General features: G+C 40.4%; 12 protein-coding genes and 1 pseudogene. 8 read left to right on the top strand and 5 right to left on the bottom strand.

Annotated elements, in window-relative coordinates:
• Nucleotides 1–99 precede the first annotated feature (99 nt).
• A pseudogene (locus D0T60_RS12570) lies at nt 100–459 on the bottom strand (toprim domain-containing protein); the annotation flags it as partial.
• 35 nt (nt 460–494) lie between these two features.
• Nucleotides 495–2,060 (bottom strand): DUF3945 domain-containing protein, encoded by a 1,566-nt coding sequence (locus D0T60_RS12565; protein WP_163218454.1) that lies wholly within the window; start codon nt 2,058–2,060, stop codon nt 495–497.
• Between the two features lie 399 nt (nt 2,061–2,459).
• Here D0T60_RS12565 and D0T60_RS12560 point away from each other — a divergent pair, with 399 nt between their 5' ends.
• The 4 genes from D0T60_RS12560 to D0T60_RS12545 are packed head-to-tail and all read left to right on the top strand — an operon-like array spanning nt 2,460 to nt 8,560.
• A complete protein-coding gene (locus D0T60_RS12560) occupies nt 2,460–3,815 on the top strand; it encodes a DNA cytosine methyltransferase (protein WP_163218453.1) in 1,356 nt (451 codons plus the stop codon).
• Entirely contained in the window at nt 3,793–5,337 is a 1,545-nt protein-coding gene (locus D0T60_RS12555) for an ATP-binding protein (protein WP_203558335.1), read from the top strand. Before D0T60_RS12560 ends, D0T60_RS12555 begins: the two co-directional genes overlap by 23 nt.
• Before the next feature lie 2 nt (nt 5,338–5,339).
• Entirely contained in the window at nt 5,340–7,586 is a 2,247-nt protein-coding gene (locus D0T60_RS12550) for a Z1 domain-containing protein (RefSeq protein ID WP_163218452.1), read from the top strand.
• Nucleotides 7,583–8,560, top strand: a complete 978-nt coding sequence (locus tag D0T60_RS12545; RefSeq protein ID WP_163218451.1) for a PD-(D/E)XK motif protein — start codon at nt 7,583–7,585, stop codon at nt 8,558–8,560. Before D0T60_RS12550 ends, D0T60_RS12545 begins: the two co-directional genes overlap by 4 nt.
• Nucleotides 8,561–8,705: 145 nt before the next feature.
• On the opposite strand, the gene mobC is transcribed toward D0T60_RS12545, so the two are convergent.
• From mobC to mobA, 3 genes are read right to left on the bottom strand one after another with little or no spacing between them, the layout of a single operon-like run.
• On the bottom strand, nt 8,706–10,715 hold the full coding sequence (gene mobC / locus D0T60_RS12540; protein ID WP_163218450.1) for a conjugal transfer protein MobC: 2,010 nt from the start codon (nt 10,713–10,715) through the stop codon (nt 8,706–8,708).
• Between the two features lie 34 nt (nt 10,716–10,749).
• Entirely contained in the window at nt 10,750–12,018 is a 1,269-nt protein-coding gene (mobB, locus tag D0T60_RS12535) for a conjugal transfer protein MobB (RefSeq protein ID WP_163218449.1), read from the bottom strand.
• Between the two features lie 3 nt (nt 12,019–12,021).
• A complete protein-coding gene (gene mobA / locus D0T60_RS12530) occupies nt 12,022–12,453 on the bottom strand; it encodes a conjugal transfer protein MobA (RefSeq protein WP_163218448.1) in 432 nt (143 codons plus the stop codon).
• Between the two features lie 778 nt (nt 12,454–13,231).
• Between mobA and D0T60_RS12525 the strand changes: the two genes are divergently transcribed.
• From D0T60_RS12525 to D0T60_RS12510, 4 genes are read left to right on the top strand one after another with little or no spacing between them, the layout of a single operon-like run.
• A complete protein-coding gene (locus D0T60_RS12525; RefSeq protein ID WP_163218447.1) occupies nt 13,232–13,987 on the top strand; it encodes a ParA family protein in 756 nt (251 codons plus the stop codon).
• 7 nt (nt 13,988–13,994) lie between these two features.
• The gene (locus D0T60_RS12520) at nt 13,995–14,471 is read left to right on the top strand and encodes a DUF3408 domain-containing protein (protein WP_163218446.1); all 477 of its coding nucleotides are present in this window, start codon (nt 13,995–13,997) and stop codon (nt 14,469–14,471) included.
• Nucleotides 14,472–14,489: 18 nt separating this feature from the next.
• Nucleotides 14,490–14,804 (top strand): DUF3408 domain-containing protein, encoded by a 315-nt coding sequence (locus tag D0T60_RS12515; protein ID WP_163218445.1) that lies wholly within the window; start codon nt 14,490–14,492, stop codon nt 14,802–14,804.
• A 10-nt stretch (nt 14,805–14,814) separates the two neighbouring features.
• Nucleotides 14,815–15,558 carry a hypothetical protein gene (locus D0T60_RS12510; protein WP_163218444.1) on the top strand — a complete coding sequence of 248 codons (744 nt, stop codon included), beginning with the start codon at nt 14,815–14,817 and terminating at the stop codon, nt 15,556–15,558.
• Nucleotides 15,559–15,569: the final 11 nt, after the last annotated feature.

The following is a 15,569-nucleotide window of genomic DNA, read 5'->3' as shown; positions in this document are numbered from 1 at the left end:
CTCCGGATAAGTCGGTTGGTGGTAGGTTGTTATCTCAAAGAACACGAACCCAATCTCTTGCTAAAGAGATATTTATTATGCAGCCTTATGGGCGCACTAGCGGAATATGAGTTCTCCTTCACGTCCGGCATCGGTAGCTACAATAATTTCATCTCCAAGATTGAATAACTCCCGAATAACTTTTAGTTGCTTCATCACGCCGGGATCATTCTTATATTCCTTGCCCTCTTTTACCTGACGGGGCAATAGCTTAAATTCTTTCGGGAGTATCGGCAGGTTCTCACGCTTAAAGCCCTCAATACCGTAATGTTCCGGCATGGCAAGTCCGACCAAATGCCCGAAAGCCCATGTAACGGCATACCCGTTACCCTCTATATAGCCATCTTTCTTGTTATTTGCGCCGACTATGGCTGCTATACTCTTAGCCACAGACGGTTTTTCTGCAATTATAATTTTCATTTTAACATTGATTTTTTAGTGGTTGAAATAATGGATTACATTTTGCGCCCTTTCCCTTTCTTCGGAGTGGCAGGAGATTGTTTCTGTTCCTGCTTCTGCTCTTTTTTCTCCGCCTGCTTTTCGGTAGGCTGCGACTGACCTTTCTTTAGCGGTTCAGTCGAATATTTGGTCGCTTCGTTGGTCTTACCCTCGTTATTGACGGCAACCTGCGTTTTACTCTCGGCTGCGGGTTTGATGTTCTGTGTATTCTGCGCTGCCTGCTTCGCTTCAATAGCCCGTACCTGATCGGGGTGCTTTGTGGTATGGCGAACCTTTCCTCTGTTTTCGTCAATCCATACCCACGCATTGTACTTCTGCCCTTTCTGGTCGGTAGCTTCGACCTTCTGCGCTCCCGAAGTATCCTGCTGTTGCTTGGGTTTCTGTGATTCCATGTCCTTGACAAAGACAGGTTCTTTATTACACAGCTTGTCGAAATCCTCGCGGGATAGCTGTACGCCGCCCTGTTTGGAATAAACCCAAATCTCACCGAGCTTGTGGGCTTTAGGCATTTTCTGTTCCTGACCTTCCGTCTGTCCCTCGCCCTGCTTGGCTCGCCGCTCTTGATTGAACTGCTGGCGTTGCTCATCGCTGAACTTGAAATCAAAGTTTTTACTGGCGGCGTTGTACTGAACGAAGCGGTCAATCTTCGAGGGTTGTTCGCCTTGTTTAACTTTCTTGTCCATACCCTCAATCCAAACGGCTTTGCCCTCTTTCAGTCCTTGCTGTTGTTCTTCGGAAAGCGGGGCGTTTTTCAAGGTTTGCGGAATATAAATATCCTTCAACGCCATAGCCTCAAAGCGGTTGGTAAGTTTATCAAGGGAGATAAGCGAAGGTACTTTTTCGCCTCCGGCTATGGGTTCGAGATCGAACACACGCCCGCCGTGCCCTGTCCTTTGGAACTGCTCTTTATCCTGCTCGGTAAAGACAACCCCCATAAACGGTTTTTCAAAATCGGGCTGCTCCTGTTTGGGATGGGTAGCGATTTTGATGCTGCCGTCCGGCTGTTGTTCTAGCGATAAACGGGCTTGCATGGGAAATTCCTGTCCGTCAACGGCAGGTTTAATATCGACCAGACCGGGTGACTTATGCCCGTAAACCATCGCTTTGAGGGCATCTTGTAAGTTCTCGCCGGAAAGCCCCAACTTTTCGACCTCTTTCCAGTTGAGCTTATTCAGGTCTAAGGGTTGATACTTGCCTGTAAACTCTACCTCTATGCGTATCTTACCGTCAAATTTGACACGGTACGGGTCGAGTGCCTTGTCTTTGTGGTCGATACGGATAAGTTTGTCGAAAAAAGCCGCAACTTTATCTACAGCCGATGCGGTAACAGCATAAACGCCCGTGTGCGATGGGTGGCTGAACTGTGCCGAAAACTTCTTGAAGAAATTCTCCAACGCATTGCCGTTGGTGTCAATCTTCATAAACTGGTCGGCGTTCTCTTTCTTGGGATCGACTGTTTTTAACCTGCCGTCCTGTTCTCCTGTGATGACTTTGAGTTTGCCATCTTCGCCTTGTGTCAGAAAGACTTTAGGCTCTTCATTTTTTACTTTTTTTTCGTCCATAATAAATATGTTTTTATTCTGCATTAATAGTAATGCAGAACGAAAGTAAGCCTAAGTAATGGATTGACTACAAGGATTTAAGGCGGTGGATGCTTGTGTCTGGGGTTGTCTATGGATGTTTTGAAAATAGGGATTACAAACTTGTTGTATATACTTGCATTTTGATAATTGAAAGTAAAAATAGGAGGCTTATTCTGTTATAAATATGATTTTCTAACGACTTGTCAATTAGTAAGTCATAGACGAATGAAAAACAGGTAAATATAAGGGCTAACCAGAAATTTATTAGTACTTTTGCACCTTTAGTTTAAGGTTAGACTTTTTACTCTTATGGGTTAGTAGACATTCTTTAGACAACTTTTTTATAATTTGAAATTTGTAAAAATCAAATAGTTTTTAATGAGATTTATTGATTTATTTGCAGGAATCGGCGGTTTTCATAAGGCACTTCATGAACTTGGGCATGAATGTGTTTTTGCAAGTGAACTCGATCCTGTACTTAGAGAAACTTACAAACTAAATTGGGGAGAAGAGATCAATATACACGGGGATATAAAGAAAATTGTTAAAAACAATATTGATATAATCCCTGATCATGATATTCTTTGTGCAGGATTTCCATGTCAGCCGTTTTCAAAAGCGGGAAAACAATTAGGAAGAGAAGATGATAGAGGAACATTATTTGATGAAATAATTAAAATTCTTGAGCACAAAAAGCCCCGATTTTTCATATTGGAGAATGTCCGATTTATTGCGAAGCATAACAATGAAGAAACATGGAATGCAATGAAGGCGGATTTTGATAGATTAGGATATAGTGTTGATAGTAAGGATTATTCCCCTCATAATTTTGGAATTCCACAACATAGAGAAAGACTTTTTATTGTTGGTGCGCTTGGAGAAAATGCTCTTGAACATTTTAATTTTGACGATATAGATAAATACAGAAAACCTGTCATTGATTTAAAAGAGTTTTTAGATATTAATCCCCAAGTGTGCAAATACTTACCAGAGGCTAATCAGGATTGCATAAAATTATGGCAGGAATTTATTGATGCCATTCCTAAAAATATCAATCTACCGGGATTTCCTATTTGGGGAATGGAATTTGGTGCAACTTACCCTTATGATGATGAATATCCTCATTTGCTGACACAAGAAGAATTAGGGAAGTATAAAGGAAACTTTGGTAAATCTTTGAAAGGAATGACCAAAGAAGAACAATTAGAAAATCTACCTAGTTATGCAAGAGTAAAAGATAAGTTTCCCGATTGGAAAAAACGTTATATCAAATTAAATCGGCAATTTTATAAGGATAATAAAAAATATGTCAAGGATATAGTTAATAGATTAGCAAAATTGCCTTCACAAAGTTGGCAGAAATTAGAGTGGAATGTTGGGGACAGTGAGCGAATAATAAATAATTATATTTTACAATTCAGAGCATCGGGTATTAGAATAAAGAAAGTTGATTTTTTCCCTTCTTTAGTATGCACTAACACTCAAATACCAATTATTGGATGGCAAAATCGGTATATAAGTCGAAATGAAGGGTTAAGGTTGCAATCATTAACAAATCTACAATTACCAGAAAATGATAATGCTGCATTTAAGGCCTTGGGAAATGCTGTTAATGCCGATATTGTAAAACTCATAGCACAGCATCTTTTGATTGATGATAACATTATTGAGAATGATATAAAACATGAAGTTGCATTAACCTACACTATAGATGAATATGAATCAGCAAGATAAAGTTAATATTAGACCTCAAGTAACAATGCTTTCTGTTCTGAAATTTTTAGAATATGAAACATGGTTTGCATTAGCCGAATTTGTTGATAATGCTATCGATAGTTATTTGAAAAATGAAAAATTATTAAAGGCTCTCGAAGGAAAAGATTTTAAATTACAGGTTAGTATAGAGATCAATGATGCTGAAAACAAAATAACTATTAGGGATAATGCGGCTGGCATCAATGAAAAGGATTATCCACGGGCATTTAGAGCAGCGGAAATACCTCCAGATAACAGTGGACTTTCAGAGTTTGGTATGGGAATGAAATCTGCTGCCTGTTGGTTTGCTGACAAATGGTGTGTAACAACAACAGCTTTGGGTGAACCATTAGAAAGACAGGTTTGCTTTGATATGCAGAAAATCTTCTTGGATCAATTGGAAGAATTGGATGTTGAAACGACTACTTGTGATAAGAATTATCATTATACTACAATCGAATTATATGAGGTAAACCGAATGCCTCGTAGAAGAGGAGTTGCAAAGGTTAAAGATCATCTAAGAAGTATATATAGGGAGTTTATTCGGAATGAATGGTTGGTTCTGAAAGTAGATGGAGAAATATTAAAATACACAGAACCTAAAATATTGAATGTACCAAGATATGATGATCTTAAAGGAGAATCAATTTTATGGAAAAAAGAAATCTCTTTCCCTTTAGACAAAGGATTAAAAGTACATGGGTTTGTGGCTATACGGGAAAAGGCTTCTACGGCAGAAGCTGGTTTTGCTCTTTTTCGTAGAGGTAGAGTCATTGAAGGAAGTTTTGATAATGGATTTAGACCGGAATTCATTTTCGGAGCTCCAAACACATTTCGTTACCAAAGAGTTTTTGGAGAGTTGCATCTTGAAGGATTTGATGTCTCCTTTACCAAAAAAGGTATTCAATGGGATGAAAATTTGGATTTATTTTTGAAAATTCTAAAGGATGATATAAGTAATAAGGCTTTCCCTTTATTACAACAAGCAGAGCAATATAGAGTTAGAGCAACAGAAAAGGAATATAAGGCAGCAAAAAAGGCTCTTGATGAAACTGTTAATGATTTTGAAAAGAAAGCATCACAGGCAGTAGCAGATGTTGTAAATTCTGCTCCTGAGGTTCCTGAACCAGAACAGCAAGAACTAAAGCCAACGGAAAAAACACTGCATCGAGAGTTCGATATTCGCTTCAATAAAGAAAATTGGAAAATATCAATGGAATTGTCCTATGATCCTTCTCTAAAAGAGTTGATTGAAATAGGAGATTCTTTCATCAAAGAGAAATCAACGGACGAATCAATTAGGCAAATTGGTATTCGACTATCTTTAACCCATCCTTTTATGATTGCTTTTGCGGGTACAGATACTAATAAGATAGAACCTATACTCAGAATTGCAGCTGCTTTTGCTCTTTCGGAGGTTATCGCTAAACGTTCTAAAATAGTAGGAGATGTTAGGCGTAATTTCAATGAACTCATTACAAACCTGTCTAAACAGATATAAATATGGCTGAAATAATTGAAATTCAAAATAGTGATAATAATAGTGAATGGACTCCATTTGTTGGTGATGAAACTACTGGACTACTTCGTAGTAAAGGGTTTGCAAATACAGACGGAAGCCTGAATGAAGGTGGACAAAGAGTTTTAGATGAGGCTTATCGAATTATGCAAGTATGTGGTGATCCGAATGAACCTGCAAATAATGATACCGGAATTGTTATCGGATACGTTCAAAGTGGAAAGACTTTATCCTTTACGACTCTTACAGCATTGGCTAGAGATAATAATTATCGAATCGTTATAATAATTGCAGGAACGACAACACCATTAGTAAATCAATCGACAGAAAGGGTTAAAAAGGACTTACGAGTTAATGATAGATATGGGTTTGAACAAAAATGGACGCAAATCAAGAATCCGCGAACGCAAGAAGATTTTGACATTATAACAGGAGCATTAGATCAATGGGCCGATCAAACTTTCCCTAATGATCGTTGTCGAACCATTTTAATTACTGTAATGAAAAATGGTTCACATCTGCGTAACTTGACTGATTTATTATCTGGAATAGATTTAAGTGGAGTTCCGACATTAATAATAGATGATGAAAGTGATCAAGCCAGTCTAAATACAAGAGCTCGATGGGCTGCAAGGCAGGGTATTGATATAGAGGCTTTAACCGAAAACCAAGTTTCTACAATCTATCGCAGAATTACTGGTTTACGGAATATTTTTCCTCATCATACATTTTTGCAATATACTGCTACTCCACAGGCTAATTTATTTATTAATATTGTAGATAGATTATCCCCTAATTTTATTAAACTACTCACACCAGGAGGTGATTATATAGGTGGGATACAGTTTTTTAGAGAAAATCCTAATTTAATACGTGAAATACCCCTCAATACTATTCCTAATATGAATGAACCACCTGACGCACTGCTTGATGCATTACGTTATTTTTATTTAGGTGTAGCGGCAGGTATGATCTTAGAGGCATATAAATTGCCAGGGCAACATAATCGTTCAATGTTAATTCATCCCTCTAGGTTACAAGGAGATCACACAACATTTTATGGTTGGGTAAATACGATAAAAGAAAGTTGGCGTCGTTTATTGTCGGGAGATGATGAAGACGAAAAATCCGATCTGCTTAATGCTTTTAGAATCACCTATAACGATTTACAAATGACAGTCCCGGATTTACCATCTTTTGATATCTTAACTGGTAATGATTTAATTCATGCGATTCAATATACACCTATCGTAGAAGTAAATTCAAGACGAGGGGCAACTCCACAAATTAACTGGCAAGATTATTACTCATGGATTTTAGTCGGTGGTCAATCTATGGATCGTGGTTTTACAATTGAGGGACTTACAGTTACTTATATGCCTAGAAATATTGGAGTTGGAAATGTTGATACAATCCAACAAAGAGCGAGGTTTTTCGGTTACAAACGAAGCTATTTAGGATATTGTCGTGTTTTCTTAGATCAAGTAACAATAGATGCATACACATACATTGTTGAACATGAGGAAGATGTGCGAAATCGGTTAGTTGATTTTGATATTAATAATAAACATTTGAATGATTGGGATAGGGAAGCTGTATTAGATCAAATTTTGAATCTAACGAGAGCTAATATTTTATATGACGATCTTGACCGTGACCAATTTGGAAATGACTGGTTTAGGATAAATGCCCCTCATGATACAGAAGAACATATCGCCACGAACAGGAATGCAGTGTTTGAATTCTTAGAACCTAAGTCAGAACTTTTTCTTCAAGATGAAGGTCATATTAATAGAACTGAAGATCAAAAACACTTGGTAGCAACGATTCCTATGAAAGATTGTTTGGAGCATTTATTGAATAAACTAAAATTCACGAGAGAAAGTGATTCTGCTAGATATTCTAGTTTGAGAGGTATCATAAAGCGTTATTCCGAAGAAAATCCCAACGGAAACTGCAAGGTGTACCTAATGAGTGCTGACAGTTTAATTGACTGGAAGAGACGTATTCGTCGATTGAATAGTCATGATGAAATTCAGCAACTTTTTCAGGGTCGAAATCCAAGAACAGGAGAGGTTATATATCCTGGTGATTCTGAAATTAAGGATGAAAATGTATTGACAATTCAAATTCATATGTTAAATATTAGGGATACAGAATATACAGATGTTTCTACTCTTGCCATCTGGGTTCCAGAATCTATGAGCCAAGATATAATAAGACAGGTATGAATTTAATAGATTTATTTGATAATTTAGCAATACCAGATGGCGGAGAAAGGATTTTCAATGCACTACCTATTCCCAATTACCCAAATTATCGAATAGCTATCGATCATGATGGCAATCCAGTATTGCTCTTGTCTGTTACCAATGGAGTCAAGGGGATATTGTTGAAGAATTTTAAATTGAAATATCTTCAATTACTAATGAATGTAGAATGCAAAATATTCGAAAAGGGAAACAACAGTTTTAAAACGTTTACTGTAATAACATTTACCAATACAGATCGTAATTTACAGGAATATTTTTTGAGAATATCAGAAACCCTAATACGGACTTTAGAATCTAATCCTACTCAACAACAAGTTATAGATTCGTTAAATAAATTCATTGAAGTGTTCCGTTCTCTGTCGGACATTCCAACAAATACAGTACATGGTTTATGGTCAGAATTATTTATAATTAATAATTCACGAAATCCAGAGATACTTCTAAATTATTGGCATAATATCCCTGAAGAAAAATTTGATTTTAATTCTGGTGAAGAAAAAATAGAAGTTAAGAGTAATGCTAATTTTGAGCGAATACACATATTTTCATCCGAACAATTAAATCCGCCTCTTGGAAGTGAGGTCTTAATTGCCTCAGTTTTTATTAGGCAAAGTAGCACGGGAAAAGATATTGGTCAATTGTTAGATAGCATAAGTGCGAAAATTCAATATGACGTACAATTAATCGAAAAGTTAAACCGTATTGTTTGTGCGACTTTAGGTTATACCTTGGAACAGTCTATAAAACTAAAGTTTGATTATAAGATAGCTCAAGATTCACTACGATTTTATAGGTGTGAGGATATAAGCAAGATTGAGAAAATTAATATACCCAATGAAGTTTCAGATGTGAAATATAAATCAGACTTGTCAAAAATAGCCACTTATAAACTTCAAAAAACATCTAAAGGAAACCTGTTTAACGGATTATAAGATATATATAGAAGGTATATATATTTACTTACTTATTGAGAGCCTTTAAATAAGGAGTGTGTACCATAAGTTTTTTTAGCTTTATTTCCACTTACAGTAGGACTAAAGTAAACAGAATCTGATATGATACACACCCTAATTATTTTTACTCCTCCTTCGGCAACAAATGCCGCAAGTTCTCGTCATTACGAATCCGCTCTAACTCATCAGCCACAATCTGTTTGGCTTCCGCTTTGATACGGTCGTAATTCTCCTTAATCATTTCCTTCATGCGATCCACGCCGCTTTCATCTACAAAGTTGGTGATAACGGGTATTTTACGGTACATTTTCGTTTCGGCGGCAACACGTTCGTTATCGACTACGATTTCACAATGAAAAATCTTCTGCTCTATCCGTTCGTCGAAATTGTCCGCTACCGCTCCCACGAACATACCCTGTGTAAGATTAGATATTTTGGACGGCGGTATCAGGCTATCCATTTGTGTAGAAATGGAAGTCGATTTGTCGTTGCGGTTTATCGTCATGGACTGACGTTTCTGTAACACTTTCCCGAAACGGTCGGATAGCGTTTTTGCCGTATCGCCGACTACCTGACCGGAAAAGATATTACCTACGGTGTTCATTACGACAGCCGCCTCTTTATCGCCATAGTCGCGCTTTAGCTGCGAAAAGTCCTGAAAGCCTAACAGCACGGCAACTTTGTTGCTCCGGGCGGTGGCAATCAGGTTATCCAATCCCTTAAAATAGATAGTCGGCAACTCGTCAATAATAACCGAAGATTTGAGTTGCCCCTTTTTGTTAATCAGCTTCACGATACGGGAATTATACAATCCGAGAGCCGCACCATAGATATTTTGCCTATCGGGATTGTTACCTACGACCAACATTTTCGGATCGTCCGGATTATTAATATCCAGCGTAAATTCATCGCCCGACATCACCCAATAAAGTTGTGGGCTAATCATGCGGGAAAGCGGTATTTTCGCACTTGCAATCTGTCCTTGAAGCTGGTCGGCAGCCCCAGATTTCCACGCATCCATAAAGGGAGAAAGGTAGTTTTCGAGGTCGGGATAAGAGGTCAGAATCGGGAAAATATCTTCATAACTTTTATTTAGAAATTCTATTGCATGGGGAAACGTACAATACTTCCCGTCCTCATAAATCCGCAAGTACCATATAATAGCGGCGAAAAGAATAATCGGGGATTCCACGAAGAAATCGCCCTGTTTCTGCACCCACGTCCGGTTCAAATTGAGCATTATCGTATATGCCGATTCGTAGGCATCCGAAATATCATCCATGAAAGAAGGATTAATCGGATTACATCGGTGGCTTCGGCTCGGATCATCGAAGTTTATCACGTAGAAAGTCGGTACTTTTTCGTAGCCTTCCCGGTTGTTTAACAGGTGGTTATACGCAATGGTAGAGAGGTCGGGAAATTTGAAGTCGTAAATATAGCCCGTATAGCCCTTCTCAATCTGCTGTTTGATAAACTGGTTTACAACAGCATAAGATTTACCCGAACCCGGAGTACCCAAAACGATAGCCGCCCTGAACGGATTTACTACGTTTATCCACCCTTTCCTCTGCTTCTTTTTATACCAGAATTTCGTAGGCAGGTTTACCGAATAATCGTTTACCATCAACTTTGTTTCCTGCATAAACGATTCGTTTTCCGTGTTGAAAACATCGTCAAACATATTGTTTTTAAGCAGGCGGCTAATCCACGTACCCGCCATCAGTAATAATATGTAGCCTACCGAAACGGTAAAGATGTAAAACCCGGCATTGGCTACTTTGGGTAACGGCAATGCCAATAGCCACCAGTTCAAAAAGAACAGGACGAAACCGATAGCAAGACACACATAGATTTTCGTCCATGTAATCTTTTCCTCCTTCACACCTTTTGTTCCCAGACAGGACAAAGCAAGAAACACTACGGCAAAGATTTTCGTCCACAGGATTGAGGTAAACAATCCGGCGGTGCGGTTAAAATTCATCAGGATTTTATCGACTACCCCGATATTGATTCCCCACTCGTGCATTGCTTCGTAGCAGAACCAATACACATTTATCACTACAAATAGTATAGAAAGCGCACGCATAAAGTCCATTACTTTAGCCAAGCCCCTCAAATCATCTTCATTTTGCATAATCGTAAAAATTAAATTGTTATTACTTCAAATTTTATAGCTGTCTGCCATACCTGCGCTTTTTCTTTCTTTTGCGCTTGATGGTCGGCAGGTTATTATCCTGTCCTCCGGCTTCGGGAGTAAGGACAGATAATAGACTACCCGCCGCATCATCAATCGTTGATTGAGAGAATTGCGGTTGTTTGTCAGTAGCGGGTTTATCAATCTGGCGTAGGTTATCGGACTGCTTCGGCTGCTCAGTTTGCAGATCCTCGCGGGGCGAATCATCTGCGAACCGTTCGTTAAGGACATTCGCCGAAAATTCCTTACCCAAACGCGAACCGTTCAATACCGCCCGCTCGTTATGGTCGATAAAGGTTGCCCCGAATATGCGCCCTTCATCGTTGCGGCGAAGTACCAAGTCGATGCCCTTCTTCTGTAACGCCGCTCGGAACTCCTTTTCGGTGCGGGTACTATTCAAGGCTTCGGAAACAATGGCACGGGTACGGGCTGTAACACCGTCCGTTTTGATTGTTTCTTTCGATGTACCGAACTGATTTTCCAAAGCCTCGATACCGAGAGCTTTACCGAACAGGGAGGATTTTAAGGGTTTACCGATACGGTTGCCCTCGCTATCCAATGCCGAGTAAACCAATCCCCGGTAAGGTTTGCCCTTATTCTCTCCTTTGATTTCTTCCACTCCTATATTATATAATGAGAGCAGGGCGCGGTATTCGCCGAGCGTTTGGAAACGGTACATTTCCGAAAGCGGCTTTAGGACGTTTGCCACCTGTCGTTTTAAGTTCCCCTGGCTAACGTCTACCGTAGCAAGCTGCCACGCCTCGCCCTGCTTCTGACCGTTGGCAGGAATCAGATTGTATTCCTTTTCCAACTCCCGCCGGATTTTGTTACTGCGGTCTTTCTCGAAGCTATCGGGAACAAGCGAACCATCGGGACGGACACGGGTCGAAACAATGTGGATGTGTTGGCGGTCTATATCCTCATGTTTGAAAATCATGTAAGGCTGCGAACCGTAGCCCAACCGCTCCATGTACTTTTGCCCGATTTCCAAAAGCTGCTGGTCGGTCAGCTTATCATCCGGGTGCGGGTTCAGCGAAACATGGATAACTGGCTTTTTGGTGGTGATATGCGAAGGCATAAACCGCTCAAAATCCTGCATACAGGCAGAGGCATTGAACGCTCCATCGGTAGGTTCGATTACTAAATTAGTCGCCAAAACCTTACCCAAACCCTCGTCCACTTTCTCCTGATTGTAGGAAAGTGCGCCGTACAGATTGCTTCCATGAGAGATTTTCGCCACCATTTTTTAGAGGTATTTCGCCTTAAACTGCTCGCATAGCTGCATCACTTCGCGCCCGATTCCCGCCAGTTCTACGGTCGCTTTTTCCAATTTATAGAGCAAAGCGAGTGCTTTTTTCTCCCCGAAATTGCTGTGCAGTTCCTTTACAATCTGGTTGTAATTCACGCCCACGCTCCGAAACTGGCTGTGTAGTGCGGTCAGCTTTGCGGTAAATTCGACAGCCGAAGCATCGGTTTTTACCACCCGGAACTCATCGCCAAAGATGCGGGCTGAAATAAAAGCAGACAGCGATTGTACGCCTGACTGCTCGAACATGGCAAGAAATCCGGCGTGCTGTGTGTCCGTCAGGTTCACCGTCAGCCGATGTTTTGCCGGGTCGTTCTTCGGGGGTCTGCCCCCCTTTCCCCGCCTACGGGGTTCTCTTTTTTCTTCGTTCATAACATTAATCTTTTAGTGGTTATATGAACGTTTGCGGTCGGCTCATGCCGGCTTAATTTCTCCCGACTTCGGAGAGGAAAATCCCCTCTGGAAGAGCAAGAGGTTGATGCTGCAAAAAACGTAGTTTGCTGCAATCAACACATCTTGCTATTTGCCAAAATGCAAATACATTTTGCCCGCAAGGGGCATCTTCCAATCCCGAACTTTTCGGGATATAAGACTGCCCTCCGACGGGCAATTTATGAGTGCCGAGCCTGTCTTAAAAATCGGCATGAATACCCCGTAACATTTCATGCTGCAAAGTTACAGTGATTAAATAACACACTGTATATCAATAGGTATAGACAACCCCGGACAGAAGCTACCACCCCTTGAAAATATAGTTCAGGTATGAAAAAGAAGGCGTTTATTTGCTCCCGGATTTGAATAATTGAATGGTTGAAACTTTGATTTTTCACTGTCGTGTTTAGTCATGAAAATGTAAAAACACAGACACATGAATAAGAGTAGAAATAAACGCATGAATGACAGGTTATGCACATTCTTAAACAGCAAAATTCAATCCTGCATAAATGATTATGAATGCAAGCGTATAAATGCTCAAACGCATAAACGCATGAGTGCTTAAACGCTTAAACATTCAATCATGCAAAACTGAATATATGGCTGATTGAGAGAGTAAGTAGGTGAATGACTAAATGCAAAAGCAGTTACACAGATGTAAGTGTATTTGCAATAACATAAAATCAACTGATTGTATAATTAAAATTTCAAGAACATGAAAAAAGAACCGATTTATGTGGCATTCTCGACCCAGAAGGGTGGAGCCGGAAAAACAACCCTTACCGTGCTGATAGCTTCCTATCTGCACTATGTAAAAGGGAAGAACGTAGCGGTAATCGACTGCGACTACCCGCAGCACTCCATTTTTGAAATGCGCGAGCGCGATTTCAAGATGGTGGACGAGGACGAATTTTATAAGGGGATGGCTTATGAGCAAGTTACCCGGTTAGAGGGTAAGAAATTCTATCCCATCGTGGAAAGCAATCCACAGGAGGCTTTGAACGATGCGGACGAATTGTGCGAAAAAGAAGAATACGATTATATCTTTTTCGATCTGCCCGGAACGCTTAACAATAAGGACTTAATTATAGCCCTTGCCAATATGGATTATATCATTGCTCCGATTTCCGCCGACCGGGTGGTAATGGAAAGTACCCTTAACTATATGATCTCCGTAAGGGATAATATAGTGAGTACAGGGAAATCCAATATCAAAGCCATGTACCTGCTTTGGAATATGGTTGATGGCAGGGAAAAGTCCGACCTGTACGAAGTTTACGAAGGCGTAATAAAGGAACTGGAATTTACAACACTAAAAACTTTTATCCCCAACAGCCTGCGTTTCCGCCGGGAACAATCGGAAAGCCGCCGCCCGTTGTTCCGATCAACTCTTTTCCCTGTGGATAAAAGCCTTATCAAAGGCAGTAACATTGAAGAATTGTCGGACGAGTTACTGGAAATCCTAAAATAATACGGCTATGGCAAAACGAGTAGATACAACGGGAATAGATGCCGAGTTCGTAATCAATCAGGCAAAACCGGGCAACCGGGAGAAAGACCTGAAACCTTACGACCCGTCCGCATCGGCTTCTACTCCCGAACCGGAAATAGTAGAGGAAACAGCACAGGAGAAAATCGTACCTCCTGTGGCTGAACCTGAAATGGTGAAAGGAAAAGAAGTACCCCGCGAGGAAAATAAACGAAAGCGCAAGGCACAACCGGAGGACTACGAAGCTCTTTTTATCCGTACCGCTCCCACTACCACCCGTAGCGGGAAAGCAGTCTATATCCGAAAGGAGTTCCACGACAGGATTATGCGTATTGTGCAGAATATCGGATATAACGAAGTGTCGCTGTTCAGCTACATCGACAATGTACTGGAACATCATTTCAACACCTATCAGGACGACATTACGGAACTGTACCGTAAACGCCGACCGGAAGATATTTTTTAATCTATAAAAGAAAGTAACATGAGAAAAATAAAATTATTCGAAAGAAAAGCGACCACACAAGGTATGCCTGCCAAAGAACCGACATTGAACAAACAAGTAGCAGATAGCTATGCAGAGAGATTTATAAAACCTAAAAAGTTGAGGAACCGACAATGTGTTTATATCAGCAACGATATTCATGCTGTCATTGCCAGATTGGTACGGGCATTAGCCAATGCCGGAAACGATGTAACACTTGGTGGTTACATAGATACCATACTGGAGGAACATCTGCAACTCCATAAGGAGGAGATAAACGAGATATACCGCCAACGCCCGGACGATTTACTATAAAAAATAAGCTATGGAACGATATATTATTTCAGCCATCGTATTGTACGCATTGGTTGTCGCCCTCTACCTGTTCCGTGAACGGATGCGGAAACGCAAAAAGAATGCAGCAAAAAATCCCGGTTTCAATCCGTTTCGCTCCGCTTCGAAAGAGGATATAATCGGCAAAAGCAAATTTGACCTTAGACAATCCCGGACAGAAGCTACCACGCTGATTCATAATGAAAAACGGATTGAAAATGAGCCTATATTTGCTGACGAAAACAAAAAAGATGCTCCGGTAACACCCCCTTTGGTTGAATCAGAAACAGTCTTATCCGATGAAAGTATGACGGACGAAAATTCAAACGAAATCAATTTAGTGATTGAGAACACACCCCCCCCCGAATTAGAGCTGGAATACAACAACGAAGATATAGACGAAGAAGAAACAGAGGACGAAGATACCGAAGGGGTTGCCGGGGTTTCAATGGCGCTCGGACTTGGCTTTGATGAACTGGCGGGAATGGTGCGGACGGTAGAAACAGCCGATGTTGCAACAACCGAAGAAAAAGAAGAAGCCGGGCGGGTACTCATCGAGATACGAAAGACCGAAATGTTCGGGCAGGTCGCAGACGATGAGCCGAAAAAGAAAGTAGTGTCCGCCCTTATGGACGATTACTTCGCAGCCTTCCACCGCAAGAAACGGGAGGCGGGAGAAGCGAACGAACCGGCGGTGAAAGCACCGAAAGATTTTAATGTACGCGGTTTTGCGTAAGATGTATAACA

It is taken from the genome of Bacteroides sp. 224, from assembly GCF_010500995.1.
Taxonomy (GTDB): Bacteria; Bacteroidota; Bacteroidia; order Bacteroidales; family Bacteroidaceae; genus Bacteroides.
Note: the sequence above shows the minus strand (reverse complement) of the source record. Positions and strands in the feature narration are given on the sequence as shown.

Coding starts and splice junctions, on each gene's coding strand:
- D0T60_RS12565 (WP_163218454.1), bottom strand. CDS start 2,060: ATGGACGAAAAAAAAGTAAAAAATGAAGAGCCTAAAGTCTTTCTGACA.
- D0T60_RS12560 (WP_163218453.1), top strand. CDS start 2,460: ATGAGATTTATTGATTTATTTGCAGGAATCGGCGGTTTTCATAAGGCA.
- D0T60_RS12555 (WP_203558335.1), top strand. CDS start 3,793: ATGAATATGAATCAGCAAGATAAAGTTAATATTAGACCTCAAGTAACA.
- D0T60_RS12550 (WP_163218452.1), top strand. CDS start 5,340: ATGGCTGAAATAATTGAAATTCAAAATAGTGATAATAATAGTGAATGG.
- D0T60_RS12545 (WP_163218451.1), top strand. CDS start 7,583: ATGAATTTAATAGATTTATTTGATAATTTAGCAATACCAGATGGCGGA.
- mobC (WP_163218450.1), bottom strand. CDS start 10,715: ATGCAAAATGAAGATGATTTGAGGGGCTTGGCTAAAGTAATGGACTTT.
- mobB (WP_163218449.1), bottom strand. CDS start 12,018: ATGGTGGCGAAAATCTCTCATGGAAGCAATCTGTACGGCGCACTTTCC.
- mobA (WP_163218448.1), bottom strand. CDS start 12,453: ATGAACGAAGAAAAAAGAGAACCCCGTAGGCGGGGAAAGGGGGGCAGA.
- D0T60_RS12525 (WP_163218447.1), top strand. CDS start 13,232: ATGAAAAAAGAACCGATTTATGTGGCATTCTCGACCCAGAAGGGTGGA.
- D0T60_RS12520 (WP_163218446.1), top strand. CDS start 13,995: ATGGCAAAACGAGTAGATACAACGGGAATAGATGCCGAGTTCGTAATC.
- D0T60_RS12515 (WP_163218445.1), top strand. CDS start 14,490: ATGAGAAAAATAAAATTATTCGAAAGAAAAGCGACCACACAAGGTATG.
- D0T60_RS12510 (WP_163218444.1), top strand. CDS start 14,815: ATGGAACGATATATTATTTCAGCCATCGTATTGTACGCATTGGTTGTC.